At 39.4% G+C, this 21,870-nt stretch carries 21 protein-coding genes; 10 read left to right on the forward strand and 11 right to left on the reverse strand.

Going from position 1 to position 21,870, the window contains the following annotated elements:
• The first annotated feature begins 51 nt into the window (after window positions 1–51).
• The gene (locus RMB03_RS01765) at window positions 52–1,023 is read left to right on the forward strand and encodes an asparaginase (RefSeq protein ID WP_311073409.1); all 972 of its coding nucleotides are present in this window, start codon (window positions 52–54) and stop codon (window positions 1,021–1,023) included.
• 14 nt (window positions 1,024–1,037) lie between these two features.
• A complete protein-coding gene (gene truA, locus RMB03_RS01770) occupies window positions 1,038–1,835 on the forward strand; it encodes a tRNA pseudouridine(38-40) synthase TruA (RefSeq protein WP_004640993.1) in 798 nt (265 codons plus the stop codon).
• A 26-nt stretch (window positions 1,836–1,861) separates the two neighbouring features.
• On the opposite strand, the gene RMB03_RS01775 is transcribed toward truA, so the two are convergent.
• Window positions 1,862–2,872, reverse strand: a complete 1,011-nt coding sequence (locus RMB03_RS01775) for an AraC family transcriptional regulator (protein ID WP_151743532.1) — start codon at window positions 2,870–2,872, stop codon at window positions 1,862–1,864.
• A 262-nt stretch (window positions 2,873–3,134) separates the two neighbouring features.
• Between RMB03_RS01775 and infA the strand changes: the two genes are divergently transcribed.
• The gene (gene infA / locus RMB03_RS01780) at window positions 3,135–3,356 is read left to right on the forward strand and encodes a translation initiation factor IF-1 (RefSeq protein WP_001284370.1); all 222 of its coding nucleotides are present in this window, start codon (window positions 3,135–3,137) and stop codon (window positions 3,354–3,356) included.
• A 51-nt stretch (window positions 3,357–3,407) separates the two neighbouring features.
• Here the strand turns inward: infA and RMB03_RS01785 are convergent, their stop codons facing one another.
• Window positions 3,408–3,779 (reverse strand): lysozyme inhibitor LprI family protein, encoded by a 372-nt coding sequence (locus RMB03_RS01785; protein ID WP_003654719.1) that lies wholly within the window; start codon window positions 3,777–3,779, stop codon window positions 3,408–3,410.
• 174 nt (window positions 3,780–3,953) lie between these two features.
• Here RMB03_RS01785 and RMB03_RS01790 point away from each other — a divergent pair, with 174 nt between their 5' ends.
• A complete protein-coding gene (locus RMB03_RS01790) occupies window positions 3,954–4,364 on the forward strand; it encodes a hypothetical protein (protein WP_311073411.1) in 411 nt (136 codons plus the stop codon).
• 53 nt (window positions 4,365–4,417) lie between these two features.
• Here RMB03_RS01790 and leuB read toward each other — a convergent pair whose 3' ends face one another.
• The 4 genes from leuB to leuC all read right to left on the reverse strand — a co-directional run bounded on the left by leuB (window position 4,418) and on the right by leuC (window position 8,318).
• Window positions 4,418–5,497, reverse strand: coding sequence for a 3-isopropylmalate dehydrogenase (gene leuB, locus RMB03_RS01795; protein ID WP_004640985.1), 1,080 nt, complete (start codon window positions 5,495–5,497; stop codon window positions 4,418–4,420).
• A 33-nt stretch (window positions 5,498–5,530) separates the two neighbouring features.
• Window positions 5,531–6,121, reverse strand: coding sequence for a hypothetical protein (locus RMB03_RS01800; RefSeq protein WP_003654712.1), 591 nt, complete (start codon window positions 6,119–6,121; stop codon window positions 5,531–5,533).
• 112 nt (window positions 6,122–6,233) lie between these two features.
• Entirely contained in the window at window positions 6,234–6,881 is a 648-nt protein-coding gene (gene leuD, locus RMB03_RS01805) for a 3-isopropylmalate dehydratase small subunit (protein WP_003654711.1), read from the reverse strand.
• A gap of 18 nt (window positions 6,882–6,899) precedes the next feature.
• Entirely contained in the window at window positions 6,900–8,318 is a 1,419-nt protein-coding gene (gene leuC / locus RMB03_RS01810; protein WP_311073415.1) for a 3-isopropylmalate dehydratase large subunit, read from the reverse strand.
• Between the two features lie 237 nt (window positions 8,319–8,555).
• Between leuC and RMB03_RS01815 the strand changes: the two genes are divergently transcribed.
• Both RMB03_RS01815 and RMB03_RS01820 read left to right on the forward strand, forming a co-directional pair.
• Window positions 8,556–8,810, forward strand: a complete 255-nt coding sequence (locus RMB03_RS01815) for a DUF2061 domain-containing protein (RefSeq protein ID WP_003654707.1) — start codon at window positions 8,556–8,558, stop codon at window positions 8,808–8,810.
• A 115-nt stretch (window positions 8,811–8,925) separates the two neighbouring features.
• Window positions 8,926–9,786 (forward strand): LysR family transcriptional regulator, encoded by an 861-nt coding sequence (locus RMB03_RS01820; RefSeq protein ID WP_003654705.1) that lies wholly within the window; start codon window positions 8,926–8,928, stop codon window positions 9,784–9,786.
• 8 nt (window positions 9,787–9,794) lie between these two features.
• Here the strand turns inward: RMB03_RS01820 and RMB03_RS01825 are convergent, their stop codons facing one another.
• From RMB03_RS01825 to RMB03_RS01840, 4 genes are all read right to left on the reverse strand, one after another.
• Window positions 9,795–10,046 (reverse strand): hypothetical protein, encoded by a 252-nt coding sequence (locus RMB03_RS01825; RefSeq protein ID WP_311073606.1) that lies wholly within the window; start codon window positions 10,044–10,046, stop codon window positions 9,795–9,797.
• Window positions 10,047–10,175: 129 nt separating this feature from the next.
• Window positions 10,176–10,919 (reverse strand): sporulation protein, encoded by a 744-nt coding sequence (locus RMB03_RS01830; protein WP_005037051.1) that lies wholly within the window; start codon window positions 10,917–10,919, stop codon window positions 10,176–10,178.
• A gap of 54 nt (window positions 10,920–10,973) precedes the next feature.
• A complete protein-coding gene (locus RMB03_RS01835; protein ID WP_311073420.1) occupies window positions 10,974–12,413 on the reverse strand; it encodes a DUF2252 domain-containing protein in 1,440 nt (479 codons plus the stop codon).
• Window positions 12,414–12,607: 194 nt separating this feature from the next.
• Complete coding sequence (locus RMB03_RS01840) at window positions 12,608–13,258, reverse strand: HAD family phosphatase (RefSeq protein ID WP_045126237.1); 651 nt, start codon at window positions 13,256–13,258, stop codon at window positions 12,608–12,610.
• A 182-nt stretch (window positions 13,259–13,440) separates the two neighbouring features.
• Between RMB03_RS01840 and RMB03_RS01845 the strand changes: the two genes are divergently transcribed.
• The 3 genes from RMB03_RS01845 (at window position 13,441) to katG (ending at window position 18,989) form a co-directional block, all read left to right on the forward strand.
• A complete protein-coding gene (locus RMB03_RS01845; protein WP_003654696.1) occupies window positions 13,441–13,926 on the forward strand; it encodes an RNA pyrophosphohydrolase in 486 nt (161 codons plus the stop codon).
• Between the two features lie 85 nt (window positions 13,927–14,011).
• A complete protein-coding gene (gene ptsP / locus RMB03_RS01850; protein WP_004640970.1) occupies window positions 14,012–16,306 on the forward strand; it encodes a phosphoenolpyruvate--protein phosphotransferase in 2,295 nt (764 codons plus the stop codon).
• A 526-nt stretch (window positions 16,307–16,832) separates the two neighbouring features.
• Window positions 16,833–18,989 (forward strand): catalase/peroxidase HPI, encoded by a 2,157-nt coding sequence (gene katG / locus RMB03_RS01855; protein ID WP_311073425.1) that lies wholly within the window; start codon window positions 16,833–16,835, stop codon window positions 18,987–18,989.
• A gap of 74 nt (window positions 18,990–19,063) precedes the next feature.
• Here katG and RMB03_RS01860 read toward each other — a convergent pair whose 3' ends face one another.
• The gene (locus RMB03_RS01860) at window positions 19,064–20,116 is read right to left on the reverse strand and encodes an MBL fold metallo-hydrolase (RefSeq protein WP_311073427.1); all 1,053 of its coding nucleotides are present in this window, start codon (window positions 20,114–20,116) and stop codon (window positions 19,064–19,066) included.
• A 654-nt stretch (window positions 20,117–20,770) separates the two neighbouring features.
• Here RMB03_RS01860 and hcaR point away from each other — a divergent pair.
• Window positions 20,771–21,676: a DNA-binding transcriptional regulator HcaR gene (hcaR, locus tag RMB03_RS01865; protein WP_005037060.1), complete on the forward strand. Its 906-nt coding sequence runs from the start codon at window positions 20,771–20,773 to the stop codon at window positions 21,674–21,676.
• Window positions 21,677–21,870 lie beyond the last annotated feature (194 nt).

Raw genomic sequence — 21,870 nt, forward strand, 5'->3', positions numbered from 1 at the left:
GATCGTTTTACCATAAGCAGTCAAAGATGACTGCTTTTGTGCCTGAAAAAGATGAAAAAAATAGCCTTATTTTATATGGGTGGTACTTTTGGCTGTGTAGGTGAACCTTTAGCGCCTATGCCATATGACCAATTCTTACCTCAACTTGAAAAAGTTATACCACCTCACTTAACGGTCGACTGTTTTGCTGCCCCAAATATTGTAGATAGCAGTGCTTGTACAGCGCCCGACTGGCTACGTCTTATTCAACGTATACAACAACTCCAACTCGAAGGTTATCAGTACTTCGTCGTTATTCATGGTACAGATACTCTTAGTTATGCTGCTGCGACTCTAGCTCGTTTTCTAGGACAGAGTTGCCATGTGGTTATTACTGGCAGTCAATATCCTCTCCTGAATATTCAAGGGAATGATACCCGTGAGTTTACCGATGCAATTGATAATTTATATCTTGCATTAGAACAGGTGATTAGCTTACCTGTGGGTACTTACCTTGCTTTTCATCATCAAGTATTTCATGCTCAAACTGTGTTAAAGACACATACGACTGAACTTGATGCTTTTTCTGGTCTTAAAGCTGAGTCTGAATTTACACCTCAGCAAAACGGGTTAATTTTGCAAGATAAGCAAATCGAGCGTGCAGCATCTTTTCAAATTTTGAATTGGATGATGCAACCTATTGCGACCACTCAGCTCGTTCAACAATTACGAAATTTACTGCCAGCCCCACCTCAATTTTTAGTATTGCAAGGTTTTGGTACTGGAAACATAGCTGTTAATCAAGAGTTACTAGCAACATTAGATGAGCTCTATACACGTGGCTGTGTTCCGATTCTTACGACTCAGGTTACCTTTGGTGGTATTGATCAACGCTATGCAATTAGTGAGTGGACGAAAACTGCAAAAATTGTCATTAGTGATGCACATAGTCATGCAGATCTCTATGCAAAAGCACTTCAAATCTATTTAAAATACTCACCCCCAGAACAATGGTTCAGCCATTGGAACGAAAATTTGCATTAAATAGAGGTAAAGCCATGCAACGTTATGCAGTCGGTATTGAATTTAGCGGAGTTCAATATCGAGGTTGGCAAACACAACAGCCAGGCGTTGCCAGCGTACAAGAAACCATTGAACGTGTGCTTAGCAAAGTCGCAAATGAGCCTATAGCACTTCATGGTGCTGGTCGTACTGATGCAGGAGTACATGCGACGAATATGGTGGCGCACTTTGACACACATGCCATTCGCCCAGAAACAGGGTGGTTAAGAGGGGCAAACAGCCAGCTACCTAAAGATATTTCCATTCAGTGGATTAAACTGATGGATGAAAGTTTTCATGCCCGTTTTAAAGCGACTGCTCGACGTTACCGCTATATTATATATAACACGCCTCATCGCCCTGCGCTATTGCATAAACAGGTTACTCACATTTACCAACAGTTAGATGTGAAAAAGATGATTGAAGCAGCTAGTAAATTTGAAGGTACTCATAACTTTGAAAGCTTCCGTGCAGCGGCCTGCCAATCAAATCAGCCTGTTCGACATGTAAAACATTGCCGTTTATTTGAACATGGACGTTATTTGGTTTTAGATATTCAAGCAGATGGTTTTTTACACCATATGGTTCGTAATATTGTTGGGTGCTTACTCGAAATTGGTCAAGGCATGTATGAAGTTGATCATATCGATGCAATGTTTGCTGCACAAGATCGTAAAGCGGCAGGAGTCACTGCACCACCAGATGGTCTTTATTTTATTCAGTGTAATTATCCTGAGCAGTTTGATTTGCCTCAGCCGCCACTTGGGCCACATTGGCTAAACTTACCTGAGTAAGCTTAGCCTGCTCGACTTATACTTATCTAGCGATGCTGTTTACGCTTACGGTACTCAACCGGTGTCTCATTCGTCCAACGCTTAAATGCGCGATAGAAAGTACTCGGTTCAGAGAAGCCAGTTAAATACACAATACGCTCAACACTCTCGTTGGTATTTGCCAAAAGTTTTTTAGCTAAACGGCAACGATAGTCAGAAAGTATTTGCTGAAAACTGGTATTCGCCTCACTTAGCTGAGTACGTAAGCGACGTGGGGTAATATTTAACTGAGCAGCAACCGTTTCCAAGGTTGTTTCTCCACTTTCCAGCGTTGAACCAATTGCTCTACGAACTTCACCCACTAGATCATAACGCGCTAATTCTTGTAATTTTTCAATCGCAAGCTGCTCATGCAATTGCAATAACTCGGGCTCTGCTTGCCAAAGCTGAAAATCCAGAATAGCGGGATCAAAATATAAACGTGTTTCTTTTTGACCTAAACTAACCGGACAGCCATATACGCGGAAATATTCATCCTCAGCTGCTCCTTCGCTGAAGTTAAAATCGATAAAGATCGGATGAAATTGCCCTTCGGTAATAAATTTAAAAAATCTAAGTATTCCCGAAATTGCACATTCAGAGAAATGCCGATTAACAAGATTATCAGCACCGATCTGCTCGCCATTGGTTAAATAACAGCGCCCTTCTTCAATCACTAGTTTTGCATCAAAGGCATCACTAATGAGTCGCTGATAAGCTAAAGCCCGCTTTAGGCCCTCACCAAAAGTTTCACTACTAATAAATAGATGTTCAATGACCTGACCACGATATAAAGGCAAATGTTCGCCCAAATGCAGACCGATATCTGGATCTTTACTGACTTCCTGAGCGGCAGTCCAAAAGGCATACTGTGCACTTAACGGTGTACGTGCATTTGTATCAACCTGATTTAAAGCAACTCCCGCTTTGGTTAATATTTCTTCTGTTGGCAATCCCGCACGACGAATCGCTTGATAGCCAAAGCGTAATACAACTGATGCATCTGTTAGCTGACCCACGCAGTGCCCTTCCATGTAGATACTTCATTGATATTTAGGGCCGTTGACTTTTACGCAATTAACAGTCCCTAATAACTATGATTTTAGATTAGCGTTGATTGACCGAACTGACAACAGAATTAAACTTCTTTTGTGAAAAAAATTACATCTTTTTTATTAGTCATACTTTAACCAGATGCTTGAGTAGAAGTATGTCTATCTTGTTTTTTTTAAATAAATTGACTATAATTTGCGCCTTTCCAATTTGATCATCAGGTAGGCTATGGCCAATAAAGAGGAACTCATTGAGTTCGAAGGCGTTGTCACCGAAACGCTTCCTAATACGATGTTCCGTGTACGTCTTGAAAACGGTCACGAAGTTATTGCACACATTTCTGGTAAAATGCGTAAACACTATATTCGTATTCTTACTGGCGACAGTGTAAAAGTCGAAATGACTCCATATGACCTCACTAAAGGTCGTATCACGTACCGTGCTCGCTAATTAGTGAATGCAAAAAAGCCACTTCATGATGTGGCTTTTTTATTGCGTTGTTTATTCACTTAAGCGACTGGTTTTACATCCCACCGTTTGGCATTCACGCAATCTTTCTTGCAGCCAATGGTTTCTTTCTTGCGTTGTCTGTAAACGACATTGCACGTCTACACTATTTCTATTTGAATCTGTACACTCAGCATCACGTTGACGTATCCATGCAAGCTGAGATTTCTTAAGAATATTTTTTTGCGCAGTATTTAACTTTACTCGCAATGCTTGATAATTCTTATTCAGATCTACATCTGCACTCGCATAAATTTTATTTGTACAGTAAATATCATCATAAGTATTGCGGGCACTATCACAGTTATCAGCGTAGACGACAGTCATTCCTAAACTGCATAAAAATGCAAAAGCAATTTTTCTCATACTTTTCTTCCTTAAGTTTTCTATGAAATTATTATTAAAGCGATTCGAATGTAATGATAAATTTAAAGGTAAGTTCACCTTCTATTTATCATAATCTTCCTTTTTTACTTTACAAGCATTCAAATCCAACCTATTGTTCTTTAATAATAAATAGAATTTTTTATTGAGATAAAAATGAATATAAACACCCGATGTAAAATTGGCCTACTTTTTTGTTTGATCATGATGAATTTGAACGGTTGTACTAGCCATCCACGCCAATCTATAGATTTACAAGAGTATTTAAAGAGCTTTCTAGGCAAATCTTCTGCAACCATTCGACAAGACATCAATCTACGTAGTCTTGGTTTTCAAGTCGCTAATGCTCCACAGAAAACACCTAATCAACTCATCTATACGATTTTACGTCCATTAAACATCCCAATCCCGATGGTGACTAATGTCGATATGAGAGGTAACTCTGTCGCTATACAGTCAGGTAATCTGGGTGGCAATTCTTACGATGTGAATTTCAACTGTAAAGTTATTTTCCAGCTAAACAATGATATTGCCGAGTCTATTCAATATGAAGGTAAAGCCTGCTAAAACATAGGCATAAAAAAACGCAGCGTTGAGCTGCGTTTTTTTATAAGAAGCTTTTAAGCAAGAGCAGCTACAACTGCCTCACCCATCTCGGCTGTACCAACTTTTGTCATACCTTCAGACATAATATCTGCTGTACGTAAGCCTTGATCAAGTACTTGACCTACAGCATCTTCAATTGCTTTTGCAGCAGCTTCTTCACGGAATGTATAGCGAAGCATCATTGCAACAGAAAGAATTGTTGCTAATGGATTGGCAACATTTTGACCCGCAATGTCAGGTGCAGAACCATGACAAGGTTCATACATACCTTTGCCATTTTCATCTAAAGAAGCTGATGGCAACATGCCGATTGAGCCTGTAAGCATTGCAGCTTCATCAGATAAGATATCGCCAAACAAGTTACCTGTTACGATCACGTCAAACTGTTTTGGTGCACGTACAAGCTGCATTGCAGCATTATCTACATACATATGTGAAAGCTGAATGTTTGAATAACTCGCTTGCTGCAAATCAGTAACTGTTTGCTTCCAAAGTTCTGTTACTTCTAAAACGTTCGCTTTATCGACTGAACAGACTTTACCACCACGTAAACCTGCAAGTTCAAAAGCAACTTTTGCAATGCGCTTAATTTCACTTTCAGAATAAACGTCAGTGTTATAGCCTTGTTTTTCGCCGTTTTCGAGTTCACGAATACCACGTGGCTGACCGAAATAGATACCGCCAGTAAGCTCACGAACAATCAGAATATCTAAACCAGCAACAATTTCAGGTTTTAAGCTAGAAGCATCTGCCAATTGCGGATAAAGAATGGCTGGACGCAAGTTAGCAAACAAGTTGAGTTCACTACGAATTTTTAAAAGACCACGTTCAGGACGGATAGAACGCTCAATCGCATCCCATTTTGGTCCGCCTACTGCACCCAGTAAAATTGCATCAGCTTTTTTTGCCTGTTCACTCGTTACAGCTGGATACGGTTCGCCATGTGCATCAATTGCCGCACCACCCAATAGGCCATGTTCCCAAGTCAACGATAAATTAAATTTTTCATTTACTGTATTTAATACTTTTTCTGCTGCCCCAACAATTTCGGGACCAATACCATCACCAGCTAAAATTAAAATCTGTTTAGACATGAACTTTTTCCATTTTCCAAAAAACAAGCAGTGTTATGACGACCGCGGTGTTAGTTTTTTCTGTTCAAGGAACTCGCCTAGCCCTGTTGTTACATCAAATGGTCGACAAAAACGGCGAATAACACGCTCATCTTGCTCTAAGTCGACACATAATGGATCTGGTACAGAAACATTCAGCAAACTACCCGAACGGTTAGTTTTGTCTCGGTACATTTTAAATGTATAGCGATGGTTGGCATTAAACTGGTGAATCACATGGATTGTTTCGGCCCGATCTGGAGAAATCGGATAGAAACGGATCACCACTTCATATTGTTTAGCAGGCACAGATAAATATAAACTGTTGGTTTGGCCGAGCACTGAACCGTGCAACCGTACAATTCCTTGATGAATTGCCTGATTACTAATTCGTCGTGTTTGCGCATCCACTACAGTAATATCGTTTAGTCGTTCAAATTCACAACTCTTCGCACCCGAACAATATATTGCTGCATTCTGCCCCAAATTTTCTTGTTCAGCCTGCTTAATACGGACAGTATCCACTACATTATACGTGCTCTGACAAGCACTGAGTGTTATTGCGCACAGGCTCAACAAAAAGCTATGAGTAACGTTCCTCTTCATTGTTCAAGCCCAATCCTCATCTAGTGCATAATTTTAAGGTGTTTTTATGCTTTAGCATGTTAGCAAGAGTTTGAACACTACGCCATGGCTATGTTTAAAATGTACCAAAAGGTTAATTTAACTCTTGGAATACCCAAGGACGAACCTGTTTAGTTTTTTCTTCATAAGCGCGAATTGCATCCGCATTTTGAAGCGTTAAACCAATATCATCCAAGCCATTTAACAAGCAATGCTTGCGAAATGGGTCAACTTCAAATTTAAAAGCTTCACCTGTTGGGGTACGCACTTCCTGAGCCGCTAAATCAATTGTTAATTGATATCCTTCATTGGCAGCGCATTCTTTAAATAACTGATCAACAATTTCTTCTGACAAAATGACAGGTAACATGCCATTTTTGAAACAGTTATTAAAGAAAATATCAGCAAAGCTTGGCGCAATAACAGTACGGAAACCGTATTCATTCAATGCCCAAGGTGCATGCTCACGACTTGAACCACAACCGAAGTTAGTACGAGCAATTAAAACATTTGCTCCTTGATAACGTGGTTGATTCAAAACGAAATCCGGATTTTTTGGACGAACTGAATTATCTTGTCCCGGATAACCTTCATCTAAATAACGAAGTTCATCAAATAAGTTATCGCCAAAACCAGTACGTTTGATTGATTTCAAAAACTGTTTTGGAATAATTAAATCTGTATCAACATTGGCACGATCTAATGGTGCAACGATACCTTGTTCAACTGTATAAGCTTTCATGGTTTGCTCCAGACCGAATTAAAATGAACGAACATCAACAAAGTGACCTGCGATTGCAGCCGCTGCCGCCATTGCTGGGCTCACCAAGTGAGTGCGACCACCATTGCCTTGACGACCTTCAAAGTTACGGTTAGACGTCGATGCACAGTGTTCACCTGGTTGTAATTTATCTGCATTCATTGCTAAACACATTGAACAACCCGGTTCACGCCATTCAAAACCTGCTTCCAAGAAGATTTTATCCAAACCTTCTTTCTCTGCCTGTTGTTTAACTAAACCTGAACCCGGAACAATCATGGCTTGTTTAATGCTAGATGCCACTTTACGGCCTTTAACCACCTCAGCCGCGGCACGGATATCTTCAATACGAGAGTTAGTACAAGAACCAATAAAGACACGGTCAAGTTGAATATCAGCTAATGCCTGACCTGCATTTAAGCCCATATATTGATAAGCACGCGTCCAGTCATTACGTTGAACGTCATCTTTAGCTTGTTCTAAAGTTGGTACAGCTTCTGTGACAGGAATAACCATCTCAGGTGAAGTTCCCCAAGATACTTGTGGTTCGATCTCTGCGCCATTTAATTCAACTACAGCATCAAAGATAGCATCTTCATCTGAATGCAAAGTGTCCCAGTAAGCAACTGCTTGTTCCCATTGCTCGCCTTTTGGTGCATAGCTACGGCCTTTCACGTATTCAACGGTTTTGTCATCGACAGCAACCATGCCGACACGAGCACCCGCTTCAATCGCCATGTTACATACCGTCATACGTCCTTCAATCGACATATCACGGAACACCTGACCACCAAATTCAATCGCGTAACCTGTACCACCTGCGGTACCAATTTTAGCAATAATTGCCAACACCACATCTTTTGGTGTCACACCTTTGCCTAATACGCCATCTACACGGATTAACATATTTTTAGATTTTTTCTGGATCAAACATTGTGTTGCTAACACATGTTCAACTTCTGATGTTCCAATACCATGTGCCAAACAACCAAAAGCACCGTGTGTTGCTGTATGTGAATCACCACACACTACGGTCATACCCGGTAAAGTTAACCCCTGCTCAGGTCCAACGACATGCACAATACCCTGACGGATATCGTTAATATTAAATTCAACAATATTAAAGGCTTTACAATTGTCATCTAAGGTTTGAACCTGAATACGAGACGTATCATCTTCAATACCCGCGATGCCTTGCTCACGTTCTTTTTTAGATGTTGGAACGTTATGGTCTGGTGTAGCAACGTTCGCACTTAAACGCCATGGTTGACGACCCGCAAGTTGCAAACCTTCAAATGCTTGTGGACTAGTCACTTCATGCAATAAATGACGGTCAATATAAAGTAAACATGAGCCATCATCACGCTGTGAAACAACGTGGTCATCCCACAATTTGTCATATAAAGTTTTGCCTGCCATGTCGTCTTGCTCCATTGGACTGGGTAATTCTAATCTTTCTTCGATTATAGCCAGAGTTTCACATAAATCTAATTTATCATTTTTATAAATTAGAAAACTTTTTGGAATTAATCATAATCCCTTCTATACACATCAAATTTAATAAATCGTTTTTGTTAATGATTATCATTTGCATAATCAATTTTTAATCTTATACTCTCATCTCTATACTAAAAATATCTAAAGTGGCTAAAGAGAATGATCATGGCTAATATTCAAAAATTCGTTGTAAATAATCAACGTACCTTAAAGAAAACCTTCAGCTATTACATTATGCATATTAGCGTAGCGATGATAGTTGCATACTTTGTAACAGGTAATATCTGGATGGCTTTAACCTTAAGTATGCTTGAGCCAACCGTACAAGCATTTGCTTTTTTCTTTCATGAAAAAGTATGGGCAGCTAAAGACCGCCGCATTTCAGCCTTAGCTGAGAAAGAGACAACGGCTTAGGCTAAGATTAGTGCGGTAATTCATAACTTTCTAACTCGTTTTGCTGCAAGCATGATACGATTTTGGCTTGGCAACTTTAGCCCCTCGATTTTTCTATTCCAAGTTGAGTTGTATTATGAATCTTGCAGCCTTTGAAGCTTTTGTAAAAGTTATGGAAACAGGGTCTATCTCTGTGGCAGCAGATCAATTATTTATTACTCAACCTGCTGTAACCAAACGGATTCACAGCTTAGAAGAATATTTTGGTGTCAAACTATTTGAGTCCGCAGGCCGAGGCGTTCAAGCAACACATGCCGCTCATTCATTATTACCCAAAGTTAAAAACTGGCTAAATGAGCTTGGAGATATCCATCACACCCTAAGCCATGAGCAGACACAGATACAAGGTCGTTTAAAAATTGGAACCAGTCACCACATTGGTTTGCATCATTTACCCGCGCCCCTTAAACACTTTGTTCAGCAATTTCCGCAAGTCACTTTAGATGTGCATTTTGTTGACTCAGAGCAAGCACATGAAAAAGTGCTTGCCGGTGATTTAGAGTTAGCATTTTTAACACTTCCCCCTTCAGGTGATGAGCGCCTTAACTACATTACCATCTGGAATGATCCTTTAGTTTTTGTTGCTGCCCCTTTTCATCCATTGGCACAAAAAAAGAATCTGACCTTACAAGATTTAATCGAATATCCGAGCTTGTTACCTGCTGCACAAACTTACACTGCCCAAATCACTTTAGCAGAGTTTGAAAAACAAGGGCTTAAACCCAAAATCACCATGAGTAATAACCCGCTTGAGTCTATTCGTATGCTGGTGTCTATTGGTTTAGGTTGGTCAGTTTTACCAAAAACTCTGTTGAATCAGGATATGCAACAACTTGATTTAGATGTAAAAATGAATCGCCAATTAGGCATGGTATGGCATCCTGCGCGTACTCAATCTAGAGCTATGCAGGAACTGATTAAAATGATGCAAGAGTAGTTGAATGATTAGCGACTATATTTTTTAAAAAGGATGTAAACCAGAACAGAAAAAGGTAATAGTAAAAATAGGATGCCCCAACCAAAGAAAATAGCGGCAAAGATAATACCGAGTAAAGTACCTGAAAATAATAAAAAAATAATGTAAATGAAGAGTTCACCAATGAGTGTGATGAAACCGTCAATCAGTTGCCCACCAAATTCTTCAAGAAGATTACCTTTACGAGTCTTCTTTTCTTCGGTCTCATTCTGATTATCCATCATATCCTCCACGCATCATCACGACCGATTTAAATCGCCCTTACTCTCAATGCAGCAAAAGCGATTTAAATATAAGGCTCTTTTCAAGTTGATAAAAAAGCTCTCATTTGATGCGCATAATTTAATTTATCAAAGCTGCAATAGGCTTCGAATTTGTTGCACCATTTGGTTTTCATCAAGCATATGATGTGGAATGGTCATCGTTAATAGTTGATCTGATCGAAAATGACGGTCAACTTCAAGCATAACGTGAGTTTGATTAGGTTCAGCCACGAAAGAAACTTCAACCTCATTAAACCCACTAAACATATGTGAAGAGACAAATTCAAGTTCTTGGTAACAACCAATTGTTGATCTAAAATTTCGTGCAGTAAGTTGACCTTTTTCTACATCAACTGTTGATAAAATAAAGCTACATCGCTGCATGGCCTGTAAAAACATTTGCATAGCGGGAGTTGGCAGCACTTTTAAATAATCACGATCAGTTGCATCTAATCCCCAATCAACATCCATATGAGTTTGAATCCAAACACGTGTACCATTTCTTCGACAAGCGACTTCGGTAATCGGTGTCTCAAAGGGTAATTGAATACTGAAAGGGAAAGAATGAGCTTGATGTGCTGGCAATAGAAAACGAGAATTTACTAACCACTCTTGTAAGACCAAAGGTTGATTAAACTCATGGTCACCAGATTCAACTTCTGCCATTGTCATCAACTTCAAATAAAGACCATTAATCTCTTTATCAGATGATCCCCCTTTGAAGCTAATTTCCCCATGCAGTGTCTCGCCTGCTTGCAAGTTTGGATTGTGTAAAACGGTTTCTACCGTTACGCCTTGAAGACCCAAACCAGACATAATTTTATTAAACATTTTTTCTCTAACCTTTCAAATTATTTCATGTCATCTGTAGCAGCATACTTATTCTTAAAGCGCATCATCTCCAGCGAGCGGAATTTTACCCTCTGCAACTTCATTCATAAATTGCTGATAGTCATTTAGATTACGTTCTGCATACTCCTCTGCATACCTTTGCAATACTTCTACGATCGTACTGCCCTCTCCAAGATATCCCATAAGTACATCAGCATTTCCAGATTTAGCATGGGCATGAGCCAAAGCCAAACCACAACTTTCAGCATACTCATAGAAATACTCATCATCCATATCACTAAGATCAACCGAGATTTTCATATCACGTAACTGACGCACATGAAAATGTTGATTGGATGTCGCAGAAAATCCAAGGAAGATGTCACTGGCAGCTTGCATAAGTTGCTGGCCATGTATCACACGCTCGCCTTCATGTTTTGCTTTTTCTACAAATAACGGACTAAGAATCGATGGATTCGCTTCTTTCATTTGTAAAATTAACGGTTCCCGATCTGCATCCTGAAATAATGCAATCGCGGATCGTGTACCCACACTTCCGACACCAACCACTTTCAAAACCACATCGGTCCGTTGATAACGATCAAAAAGTACTTGGCGATCATATTTCAAAGAATCTCGATATTGCTGAAAGAATGCATCAACATCTTTACTGAACGGTTCATCTGCCTTTGGATGCCATAATAACGGCGCATCATCCACAAAATGACGAGATCCCGTATCTTGATCTTGCTGTGTGAGCTTCGGTAAAACAGAATATGCATTTCTCTTCTGCGCTGAATCAAGATGCTTCGCGCGTTTCTTTCTCAGTTTTCGGCATTCAGTGTTTTCTAATAAGGTACTGGCATCAACTTTTTCATACCAAACTTGTAGAGGCGAAAGTTTCGTATTTTCTAATAAGTGCTGACGATAACTATTCAACATCGTTTTAATTGCTTTTAAACCCACTTTATCCGCAAGATCAATATCACGAGCCGCAATCACAAAACTGGTAGCTAAACGCTTTAAATCCCATTCAAATGGGGCAACCAAAGTCTCATCAAAATCATTGATTCCAAACAATAGATTACGCTCTGGACTAGCAAACCCACCAAAATTACTTAAATGACAATCACCACAAATCTGTTGAAATAAACCTGAATTTACCTGCTCCCAAGCCTGATCAAACAGCATCAAAGAAGGCATACCCCGATAAAATGTAAACGGTGAAACGCTCATTCGTTTTGCACGAATCGGTTTAAGCTGTTCTAAACGGCCTTGGTTACTCCAATCATAGATTGTTAAAGCAGTTATACCTTTTGGTCGCTCAGAAAGCTCTGACAACTGTTCTCTCGGAACTTTTTTACGTTGAGCCTTACCTAATTTGAAGCCTTCACTTTTATTAAGTAATTTCCCCTGATAGCTATGACGTGTTAAATCAATACTTTCATCATTCCAAAGTTGTTTTGGTAATTTAATTTGTGCTGTTTTTTGCATTATTCCCTCATTTTTAAATTAGAATTTTTTATATTCTTAAACTTTTACCAAGATAAAATTTATTTTTTATTAGACATACTCATGTCTACTTTTGGAACAAGATCGATAAAAAAACATTCAAAAAATGATTTTAAATATAATTAAGAGTTGGAAGACCTCAAAGCTTTGCAAGCTACTCTTCCAACTCCACAATCTTAAATCGACCAGTCTTGAATTTCCCAACTATTTTCTTGAGCCAGCTTTTCAAGGCGATCATCAGGATTTACAGCAATCGCATGAGTTGCATATTCAAGCAAAAAGCGATCGTTGATTGAGTCTGAATATGCCCAAGATTCAGATACACTGCGTCCAGCTAACCAGTCGTCGAGACGTGCAAGTTTACCTTTTTGATAACATGCCAAACCCGCAACTTTACCTGTGTATTTCCCATCTGCAACTTCAGCATTGGTCGCCAAAATTTCGGTAATACCAAACTCACGGAAAATTGGCGCAGTAATAAAATCACTTGTTGCCGTAATCCCAACAATTGTATGTCCAAGATCCTGATGCTTTTTGATTGCATCAAAACCTTTTGGACGCATTTGTGGACGGATAACTTTTTGCATGAACAATTGGTGAAGCTCAGTTAAGTAGTTATTGTCGTGCTTTGTTAAAAATCCAAAGACAAATTCATTATAGGCATAGGGGTCAAGTTGCCCTGCTTTATAATCTTCATAAAATTTATCATTCATCTGACGATGATGAACCGGATCAACCAAACCTTCATTGACTAAAAATTCACCCCATGAGTGGTCTGAATCCGTATTTAACAAGGTATGGTCTAAATCAAACAACGCCAGTTTCATGAAAATTCTCGTTTAAACTGAAATTTAAGAAAAAAAATGTAAATCTATCTCCGCTAGTCGATAGAAATTCGTTAAGATCGTAGCAATTTAAACATTTTACTTTGATCTTTTCGAGCTGGACATAAAAAAGTGTTTGTCCCCGCGATTAAAGTCAACGATATAGACAATATTTAGGTAGCCAAATGATCGATTCAGAAGGTTTCCGACCGAATGTCGGGATCATTTTGGCAAACGATGATGGACAGGTTTTATGGGCAAAGCGCATTGGTCACAATGCTTGGCAATTTCCACAAGGAGGCATTCAGTTTGGAGAAACCCCTGAACAGGCACTTTTTCGAGAACTGAGAGAAGAAATCGGCTTATTGCCCGAACATGTCCAGATTATTGCGCAAACCAAAGGATGGCTGCGTTATCGTTTGCCACATAGGTACATTCGGTCAGACTCTGACCCCGTATGTATCGGACAGAAACAAAAATGGTTTTTACTGAAATTGACTGCGCATGCAAGAAATATTCAGTTAGACCTCTCTGACCCACCCGAATTCGATGAATGGCAGTGGGTTAGCTATTGGTATCCTCTTGGACAAGTGGTGAACTTCAAGCGTGATGTTTATCGCAAAGCCATGGTGGAGTTGTGTACACAGTTGCCGATGCAACAATTACCCTAAAAATCATTTATCTAGCAAATGATTTTTATTGAAAGTGCTGTTATAAATACATTCATAGTCTAAAAAAATACTGGAGTATACATCCATGTCAAACATGCAACTCGACACTCTACGGCGCATTGTCCAAGAAGTTAATGCGTCCGTCAGTTTGCATGAATCATTAGACACCATGGTCAATCAGGTTGCTGAGGCCATGAAAGTGGATGTTTGCTCTATTTATTTACTCGATGAACGCAATCAGCGCTATGTTTTGATGGCTTCAAAGGGCTTAAATCCAGAATCTGTGGGCCATGTTTCACTGCAACTCGGTGAAGGCTTGGTCGGTCTGGTCGGGCAACGTGAAGAAATAGTTAACCTTGACAATGCACCAAAACATGAGCGTTTCATGTATTTACCTGAAACAGGTGAAGAAATTTACAACTCATTCCTCGGCGTACCTGTCATGTATCGCCGTAAGGTTATGGGTGTTTTGGTTGTACAAAACAAACTTCCTCAAGATTTTAGCGAAGCAGCCGAGTCATTTTTAGTTACTCTGTGTGCCCAGCTTTCTGGTGTTATTGCCCACGCTCACGCAGTTGGAAATATTGACGTATTTCGTAAACCAAGTAATGGCCCTGCCTATAAAACCTTTCAAGGCGCTTCAGGTGCAGGCGGTGTTGCTTTAGGTCGCGCTATTATTTTATATCCGCCTGCCGATTTGGGTTCAGTACCTGACCGTGAAGCAGAAGATATTAGTCATGAACTTCGACTTCTAGATCAAGCCATTTCATCAGTTCGTTCAGAGATTCGTTCTTTAGATGAAAAAATGCATGATTCATTAATGGCAGAAGAACGCGCTTTATTTAGTGTTTTCTTAAGAATGCTAGATGAAAATGCATTGCCGGCAGAAATTAAAGAACTCATTCGTGACGGGCATTGGGCACAAGGTGCTGTGCGCCGTGTCATTGAAAAGCACACTGCCCTATTTGCACAAATGGAAGATGACTATCTTCGTGAGCGAGTTTCTGATCTTAAAGATTTAGGCCGACGTATTTTAGCCTCGTTGCAAGAAGAAGATTCTAGCCACCGTGAGCTCAGTCCAGACAGTATTTTAATTGGTGAAGAAATTAGTACTGCGGCACTAGTCGAACTACCAGTTGATAATATTGCAGCAATTGTGACTTCAGAAGGTGCAGCAAATTCACATATGGTGATTGTGGCTCGAGCACTAGGAATTCCAACTGTGGTTGGTGTCACTGAGCTGCCAGTTAACACACTTGATGATGCAGAAATGATTGTGGATGCCTACCAAGGCCGTATTTTTGTAAATCCTCCACGCCGTTTACGCCAACGTTATAAAGAAATTCAAAAAGAAGATGAGCAAATCGCAAAAGATCTCAAACAATACGAGACAAGAGAAGCGATTACTCCAGATGGTGTATCTGTTCCACTTTACGTAAACACAGGCCTTATGATTGATGTGGTTCGCGGTGTACAACGGGGTGCTCAAGGTGTGGGTCTATACCGAAGTGAAATTCCATTCATGTTACGGGAACGTTTCCCGGGTGAAGAAGAACAGCGAGCAATCTATCGTCAACAATTGAGTCACTTTGCCAACAAACCTGTGGTAATGCGAACTCTAGATATTGGTGCCGATAAAGACTTGCCTTACTTCAGTATTGAAGAAGAAAACTCGGCATTAGGATGGCGTGGTATTCGTTTCACGCTCGATCATCCCGAGATTTTTTCGTCACAAATTCGCGCAATGCTCAAAGCAAGTATTGGTTTAAATAATTTGCATATTTTATTGCCAATGGTCACTACAGTAAGTGAAGTCGAAGAAGTACTTTATTTACTTGAGCGTGACTGGATGGCGGTGCAAGAAGAAGAGCAAGTTAAAATTACCAAGCCAAAAATTGGAATTATGGTTGAGGTACCAAGCGTACTACTACAAATTGATGAGTTTGCTGAACTTGTCGATTTCTTCTCGGTCGGTTCAAATGACTTAACTCAGTATTTACTTGCAGTTGACCGTAATAATCCACATGTGGCAAACGTTTACTCGCACTTCCACCCATCCGTTCTACGTGCTTTAACTCGCTTAGTTAAAGAATGTCATGAATACAAAAAACCTATTAGTATTTGTGGTGAAATGGCAGGTGATCCATTATCGGCAATTTTGCTCATGGCGATGGGCTTTAACACCCTTTCAATGAGTTCGAGTAACATTTTGCGAGTACGAAAAGCAATTTGTCATGTACCTATGACAGACGCGCAAAAATTACTTGATGATGTTATGAAAATGAATAATCCACTCATTGTGAAAAGCTGGCTTGAGTACTACTTTAAAACTCACGGTTTAGCAGATATGGTCAAATCAAATCGAATCGTAAATGTTTAATATATAAATAAAGGAGAGCGATGCTCTCCTTTATTTATTTTAGATAGCTTCTACGATCACTGAATATAAAAATTTCTTTTCACTCTCAGTTCCGCCCTACTTTTTAAATTAAACAAAAACACAATCGGTTTTTTAAATCAATACTGACAGTTTAATCCATTTGAAAAATAAGACTTCTACTTCTAGTATATTTAAAGAGCGTTATTAAAAGATCTTACGTTGTTCCAACAATTGAAGAGGTAATTCTATGCATCATTATTTACAGCCTTCAGCTTATTTTTCCTCTTGTTTTTTCACCTTCATACAGTAAATTGGAGGAATAACAATTAAAGGAATCTGATGCATTATTAAATAAAAAATAATGAGCTAACATCTCAGTGAAAAGAATTTTTAAACGGTTTCTCTCACCAGTTGTTCACTCATTTCTTTATTTGATAAACATGAGTTTTTAACCCAGAAGTCCAGGAAAATGAGCCCTATTACTTTATCAAGAGCTCAATAATTATTACCCAGAGAGAATATAGCCATGTCAGACGAATCAAAATGTCCTTTTTCAGGTCATAACTCAAAACCGGAAGTAACAGTCGGTGGTGGTACGCCTAGTTTACATTGGTGGCCAAAACAATTACGCGTTGACTTGCTCAACCAACATTCAGAACGCTCTAATCCACTTGGTAAAGATTTTAATTACCGCGAAGAATTTAAAAAAATTGACTACTACGCACTCAAAGCTGATATCAAAAATGTGTTAACCGATTCGCAAGATTGGTGGCCAGCCGATTGGGGAAATTATACAGGCTTATTTATTCGTTTAGCATGGCATGCCGCTGGTACATATCGTATGGGCGATGGCCGTGGTGGCGCTGGTCGCGGCCAACAACGTTTTGCACCATTAAATAGTTGGCCTGACAATGCGAGCTTAGATAAAGCACGCCGCTTGCTATGGCCAGTTAAACAAAAATACGGTCAAAAAATATCGTGGGCAGATTTATTTATTCTTGCTGGTAACATTGCGCTTGAGTCTTCTGGCTTCCGCACCTTTGGTTTTGGTGCTGGTCGTGAAGATGTTTGGGAACCAGACAACGATGTAAACTGGGGCGATGAAAAAGAATGGTTAGCTCATCGTAACTCTGAAGCATTGGAAGGCAGCAATCTAGCTGCAACTGAAATGGGTCTAATTTATGTGAACCCTGAAGGTCCACAAGCCAGTGGTGACCCTAAATCGGCTGCACCATTTATTCGTGCGACTTTCGGCAACATGGCAATGGATGATGAAGAAATTGTTGCATTGATTGCTGGCGGTCATACCTTAGGTAAAACTCACGGTGCTGGCTCTGCTGACCATGTTCAGGCTGATCCTGAAGGAGCACCAATTGAACAAATGGGCTTTGGCTGGTCAAATAGCTTTGGCACAGGTGTTGGTAAAGACGCGATCACTTCTGGCTTAGAAGTTATTTGGTCGCAAACTCCAACACAATGGAGCAATTACTTCTTTGAAAACCTATTCAAATACGAGTGGGTACAAGAACGTTCACCTGCTGGTGCAATTCAATGGGTAGCAGCAGATGCTGAAGCGATCATCCCAGATCCATTCGACCCATCAATTAAACGTAAGCCAACAATGCTCACTACAGATTTGACCTTACGTTTTGATCCTGAGTTTGAAAAGATCTCTCGTCGCTTCCATAACGACCCACAAGCTTTCGCCAATGCTTTTGCCCGTGCATGGTTTAAATTAACTCACCGCGATATGGGTCCAAAAGCACGTTATTTAGGTCCAGAAATTCCTGCTGAGGATTTAATTTGGCAAGATCCATTACCGACTGCCAGCGCTATACCATCTTCTGCTAGCATTGCTGATGCTAAAGCAAAAATTGTTGCGTTGGGACTATCTGCTGGAGAGTTGGTTTCTCTTGGTTGGGCTTCAGCCTCAACTTTCCGTGGTGGAGACAAACGCGGTGGTGCAAACGGCGCCCGCATTGCTTTATCGCCACAACGTGATTGGGAAGTAAACCAAAAAGCGGTTGAGACTTTAACTAAAATTGAAGAAATCAAAGCATCAACTCAATTGTCATTAGCTGATTTAATTGTTCTCGCAGGTAACGTTGGTGTAGAGCAAGCTGCTCAAGCGGCAGGTTTCAATATTAGCATTCCATTTGCCCCTGGTCGTGTTGATGCTTTACAAAGTCAAACTGATGTCGAATCTTTCCAATTACTCCTCGGCCTTGCTGATGGTTTTAGAAATTGGAAAAAAGAGGGAGTTAATGCAGCAACTGAAGCATTATTAATTGATAAAGCACAGCAACTAACTTTGACTGCACCAGAGTTAACTGCATTAATTGGCGGTTTACGTGTATTGGGTACCAACTGGGATGGTTCGCAACACGGCGTATTCACTCAGCAAGTTGGTGTACTCAGCACAGACTTCTTCACGAACCTACTCGACATGTCTACGGTGTGGGCACCTGTTGATTCATCAAACGAAGTATTTGAAGGCAAAGACCGTAAAACAGGTGCAGTAAAATTTACTGCAACACGTAATGACTTAGTCTTTGGTTCAAACTCAATCTTGCGTGCCTTAGCAGAAGTTTATGCTCAGGCAGATGGTAAAGAAAAATTTGTTCAAGACTTTGTAGCTGCATGGACTAAAGTCATGAATCTTGACCGTTTTGACTTAGCTTAATTTAGGTCAAAATAATAAAAAGCCAGTTCAATTTGAACTGGCTTTTTAAATTTAAATATAAAATTATCTAGTAGTTACACAGTTAATTTATGCCCTTCACGAATGCAATAAAAAGGATTCGCAAGCTTCGATGAAGCTTTAATCGCTTGTCCTAAAGCATGTTCCGGATCTTCACGACCTTCATCAGTCAACTGGAAAGTCCGATAATGAATCGCAATAGAACGATGGGCCTGTAAATCAAAATGTGCATGTAGCGCATCTTGTGGATTCATGTGGACATAGCTCATCAAGGCACGTGGCTCATAAGCACCTATTGGAAGCAAAGCAACACGTGGCGCCCCATAACGTGCATGTATTTGTTTGAAATGCCCTGCATAACCAGTGTCCCCTGCAAAGAAACAATGACCTGTTTTAGCAACAACCGAAAAGCCTCCCCAGAGTGCTTTATTCTGGTCACGTAGACCACGGCCCGATCCATGCTGTGCAGGTGTATAGATTATTCTTAATTCGTGATAGGGAATTTCTTGCCACCAATCCATCTCAATCACATGAAATTCTTTTGGTAGATAAAAGCCATTCCCCAATCCTGTGTAAATCGGCATTGCAAATTTTTTATGCAACCAATCGAGTGTAGCCAAATCCATATGGTCATAGTGATTATGGCTGAGTAAAACACCATGAATAGTCGGTAATTGCTCTAACGCAAAACCCGCAGGGCATACACGGCGTGGTCCACGACCATGTAAAGGGCTTGCATAATCACACCATACTGGGTCAGTAATAAAGTTATAAGGTCCGATCTGAATTAATACTGTAGCATGCCCAACAAACCAAACTTGCCAATCATCCAAATCTGCCTGTGGTCGATTTTGAGGTAAAGCCACAGCTGTATTTATACGGGTTTCATATTCACTTTGAATATCAACATTCCATGTATAAGACTCACGAGTGGCTAACCAACGTAATAGCTCTTTTGAGCCTCTAGCCGGTAATTTAGGTTGCTGGTTATAAAAACGTGTATCTGATTCACGCCCTGACTCTGGATGATAAAAAGGAGGTTTTATCCATGTATGCGTCCAACAGGACTGAGTCGGCAATTGATATGTTAATGTCGGCTTGTCTTTCATGGGCTTTTCTATGCTTTAGCATCGGCAGAATGGATGTGTTCAGGTTTCTATCTTAACAATTAAAACAAATTAAGCTATGGCACTTACACTTATTTATCATATAAATATCCCTTTTATTGTGGTCACAACCAACATAAGTTGAATTAGCTTGCCATAAAAAATGCATAGATGTGTTGAGTTTATGCGTCGGTAATTACCATTCTTATTAAGAGCACTTGTATAACATAACAATAAGTAAGCTGTCGAAAGTAGCCATAGAACTACGGTGCTCCACTACCCTAGTCCTAATTTTTCAGCCTAAAGAGTCTTCAACATATAAAGAAAAAATATTTAGTAACAATTCCAAATTAATAGTTCTGAGAAAAGTACATTTATAAATTTATTTTATTACTCCCCACTTTTGCATAATATGAGAATCAATCATATTAATATTTAAAACATTTAAATATTTCTTTGATTAAGTAAAGATAATGCATTTAACATCTAACAATTAATATATTTTATGAATTATTAAAACCCAGCTTCCCATATTAAATCCTTAATGAAAATTTAAATTCCATTTATTTTATAAATACCTAAAGTATCTTCACGCTATATCCCTTTATGCTTTATACTTCACATAAATCATAGTAAGACATTTTTTGGATTAGTCTTATGGAACTACGCCACCTCCGATATTTCATTACCGTTGCTGAAGAATTAAATTTTAGTAAAGCCGCTCTTAAACTTTTTACCGCACAACCCTCCCTTAGCCAACAGATTAAAGATTTAGAAGAAGATGTTGGTGTACGACTTTTAAATCGAACTAAACGTAAAGTTGAATTAACCGAAGAAGGCGTAGTATTTTTAGAACATGCTCGCCTAACCCTTGCTCAGGCTGAAAAAGCAGTCGCCATGGCAAGACAGGTTTCTAAGGCTAAACAGCAACTGTTGCGTATCGGTTTTGTCCCCATTGCAGAAATGAAAATTTTCCCTTACGTTCTTCCTAATCTGCGATTACAACACCCCGATCTCATCATTGAATTATCTAACCTAAACAATACTGAACAACTTAAAGCCTTAAAAAAAGGTGAGTTGGACATTACCTTTACCCGAGAAAATACAGATAGTGATGATATCCAAAGCCAATTTGTTTTGACTGAACCCCTGATTTTTTTACTTCCTAAAAATCACCCACTTACTCAATATGACCGAATTCCTGTCCATGCCTTACAAGGCGTTGATTTTATTATTCCTGCTGCCGAGCAGTCACAAACATTACATAACACTATTCTAGACTTTGCCAAAACTCACAATATTAACCTCAATATTGTTCAAAAAGCAGATAGTATGTTGTTTAATATTAACTCTCTTGGTTCTGGATTAGGTTGTACTATTTTACCTGCCTACGTGGCACCTTTAGGAATCAAAAATACGGTAGTCCGCCCACTCGATATTGAGCTACCAACACTGGATTTATTCGTAAATTACCGTAAAAACTCACAGTCTTTAGGCGTCCAAAAGTTCATTGATCAACTCACTAAAGTATTTCATCTAGATAAAAACTTAACTCACACCTAATCAGAAAAGCTATATTTTATTTTTAAGTAGATGATTAATAAGAACACCTTTATAAAAAGTATAAGTAAATATTATTTTTATTTATTTTATACTTTTTATAAACATTTTAGCCCCTGCTTTTGTTCTATTTTATCTACTCGGCAAAGTAAATATCTCTTAAATACAATTGAAAATCTTGAAATAAAGTCTATATA

The organism is Acinetobacter sp. V91_7, from assembly GCF_031799075.1.
Taxonomy (GTDB): domain Bacteria; phylum Pseudomonadota; class Gammaproteobacteria; order Pseudomonadales; family Moraxellaceae; genus Acinetobacter; species Acinetobacter calcoaceticus.

What these genes read in the sequence shown, in the direction of transcription:
- truA (WP_004640993.1), top strand. Translation starts at nt 1,038, where the DNA reads ATGCAACGTTATGCAGTCGGTATTGAATTTAGCGGAGTTCAATATCGA.
- RMB03_RS01785 (WP_003654719.1), bottom strand. Translation starts at nt 3,779, where the DNA reads ATGAGAAAAATTGCTTTTGCATTTTTATGCAGTTTAGGAATGACTGTC.
- katG (WP_311073425.1), top strand. Translation starts at nt 16,833, where the DNA reads ATGTCAGACGAATCAAAATGTCCTTTTTCAGGTCATAACTCAAAACCG.
- leuB (WP_004640985.1), bottom strand. Translation starts at nt 5,497, where the DNA reads ATGTCTAAACAGATTTTAATTTTAGCTGGTGATGGTATTGGTCCCGAA.
- RMB03_RS01765 (WP_311073409.1), top strand. Translation starts at nt 52, where the DNA reads ATGAAAAAAATAGCCTTATTTTATATGGGTGGTACTTTTGGCTGTGTA.
- RMB03_RS01840 (WP_045126237.1), bottom strand. Translation starts at nt 13,258, where the DNA reads ATGAAACTGGCGTTGTTTGATTTAGACCATACCTTGTTAAATACGGAT.
- ptsP (WP_004640970.1), top strand. Translation starts at nt 14,012, where the DNA reads ATGTCAAACATGCAACTCGACACTCTACGGCGCATTGTCCAAGAAGTT.
- hcaR (WP_005037060.1), top strand. Translation starts at nt 20,771, where the DNA reads ATGGAACTACGCCACCTCCGATATTTCATTACCGTTGCTGAAGAATTA.
- leuC (WP_311073415.1), bottom strand. Translation starts at nt 8,318, where the DNA reads ATGGCAGGCAAAACTTTATATGACAAATTGTGGGATGACCACGTTGTT.
- RMB03_RS01800 (WP_003654712.1), bottom strand. Translation starts at nt 6,121, where the DNA reads ATGAAGAGGAACGTTACTCATAGCTTTTTGTTGAGCCTGTGCGCAATA.
- RMB03_RS01825 (WP_311073606.1), bottom strand. Translation starts at nt 10,046, where the DNA reads ATGGATAATCAGAATGAGACCGAAGAAAAGAAGACTCGTAAAGGTAAT.
- RMB03_RS01820 (WP_003654705.1), top strand. Translation starts at nt 8,926, where the DNA reads ATGAATCTTGCAGCCTTTGAAGCTTTTGTAAAAGTTATGGAAACAGGG.
- leuD (WP_003654711.1), bottom strand. Translation starts at nt 6,881, where the DNA reads ATGAAAGCTTATACAGTTGAACAAGGTATCGTTGCACCATTAGATCGT.
- infA (WP_001284370.1), top strand. Translation starts at nt 3,135, where the DNA reads ATGGCCAATAAAGAGGAACTCATTGAGTTCGAAGGCGTTGTCACCGAA.
- RMB03_RS01845 (WP_003654696.1), top strand. Translation starts at nt 13,441, where the DNA reads ATGATCGATTCAGAAGGTTTCCGACCGAATGTCGGGATCATTTTGGCA.
- RMB03_RS01815 (WP_003654707.1), top strand. Translation starts at nt 8,556, where the DNA reads ATGATCATGGCTAATATTCAAAAATTCGTTGTAAATAATCAACGTACC.
- RMB03_RS01835 (WP_311073420.1), bottom strand. Translation starts at nt 12,413, where the DNA reads ATGCAAAAAACAGCACAAATTAAATTACCAAAACAACTTTGGAATGAT.
- RMB03_RS01830 (WP_005037051.1), bottom strand. Translation starts at nt 10,919, where the DNA reads ATGTTTAATAAAATTATGTCTGGTTTGGGTCTTCAAGGCGTAACGGTA.
- RMB03_RS01860 (WP_311073427.1), bottom strand. Translation starts at nt 20,116, where the DNA reads ATGAAAGACAAGCCGACATTAACATATCAATTGCCGACTCAGTCCTGT.
- RMB03_RS01790 (WP_311073411.1), top strand. Translation starts at nt 3,954, where the DNA reads ATGAATATAAACACCCGATGTAAAATTGGCCTACTTTTTTGTTTGATC.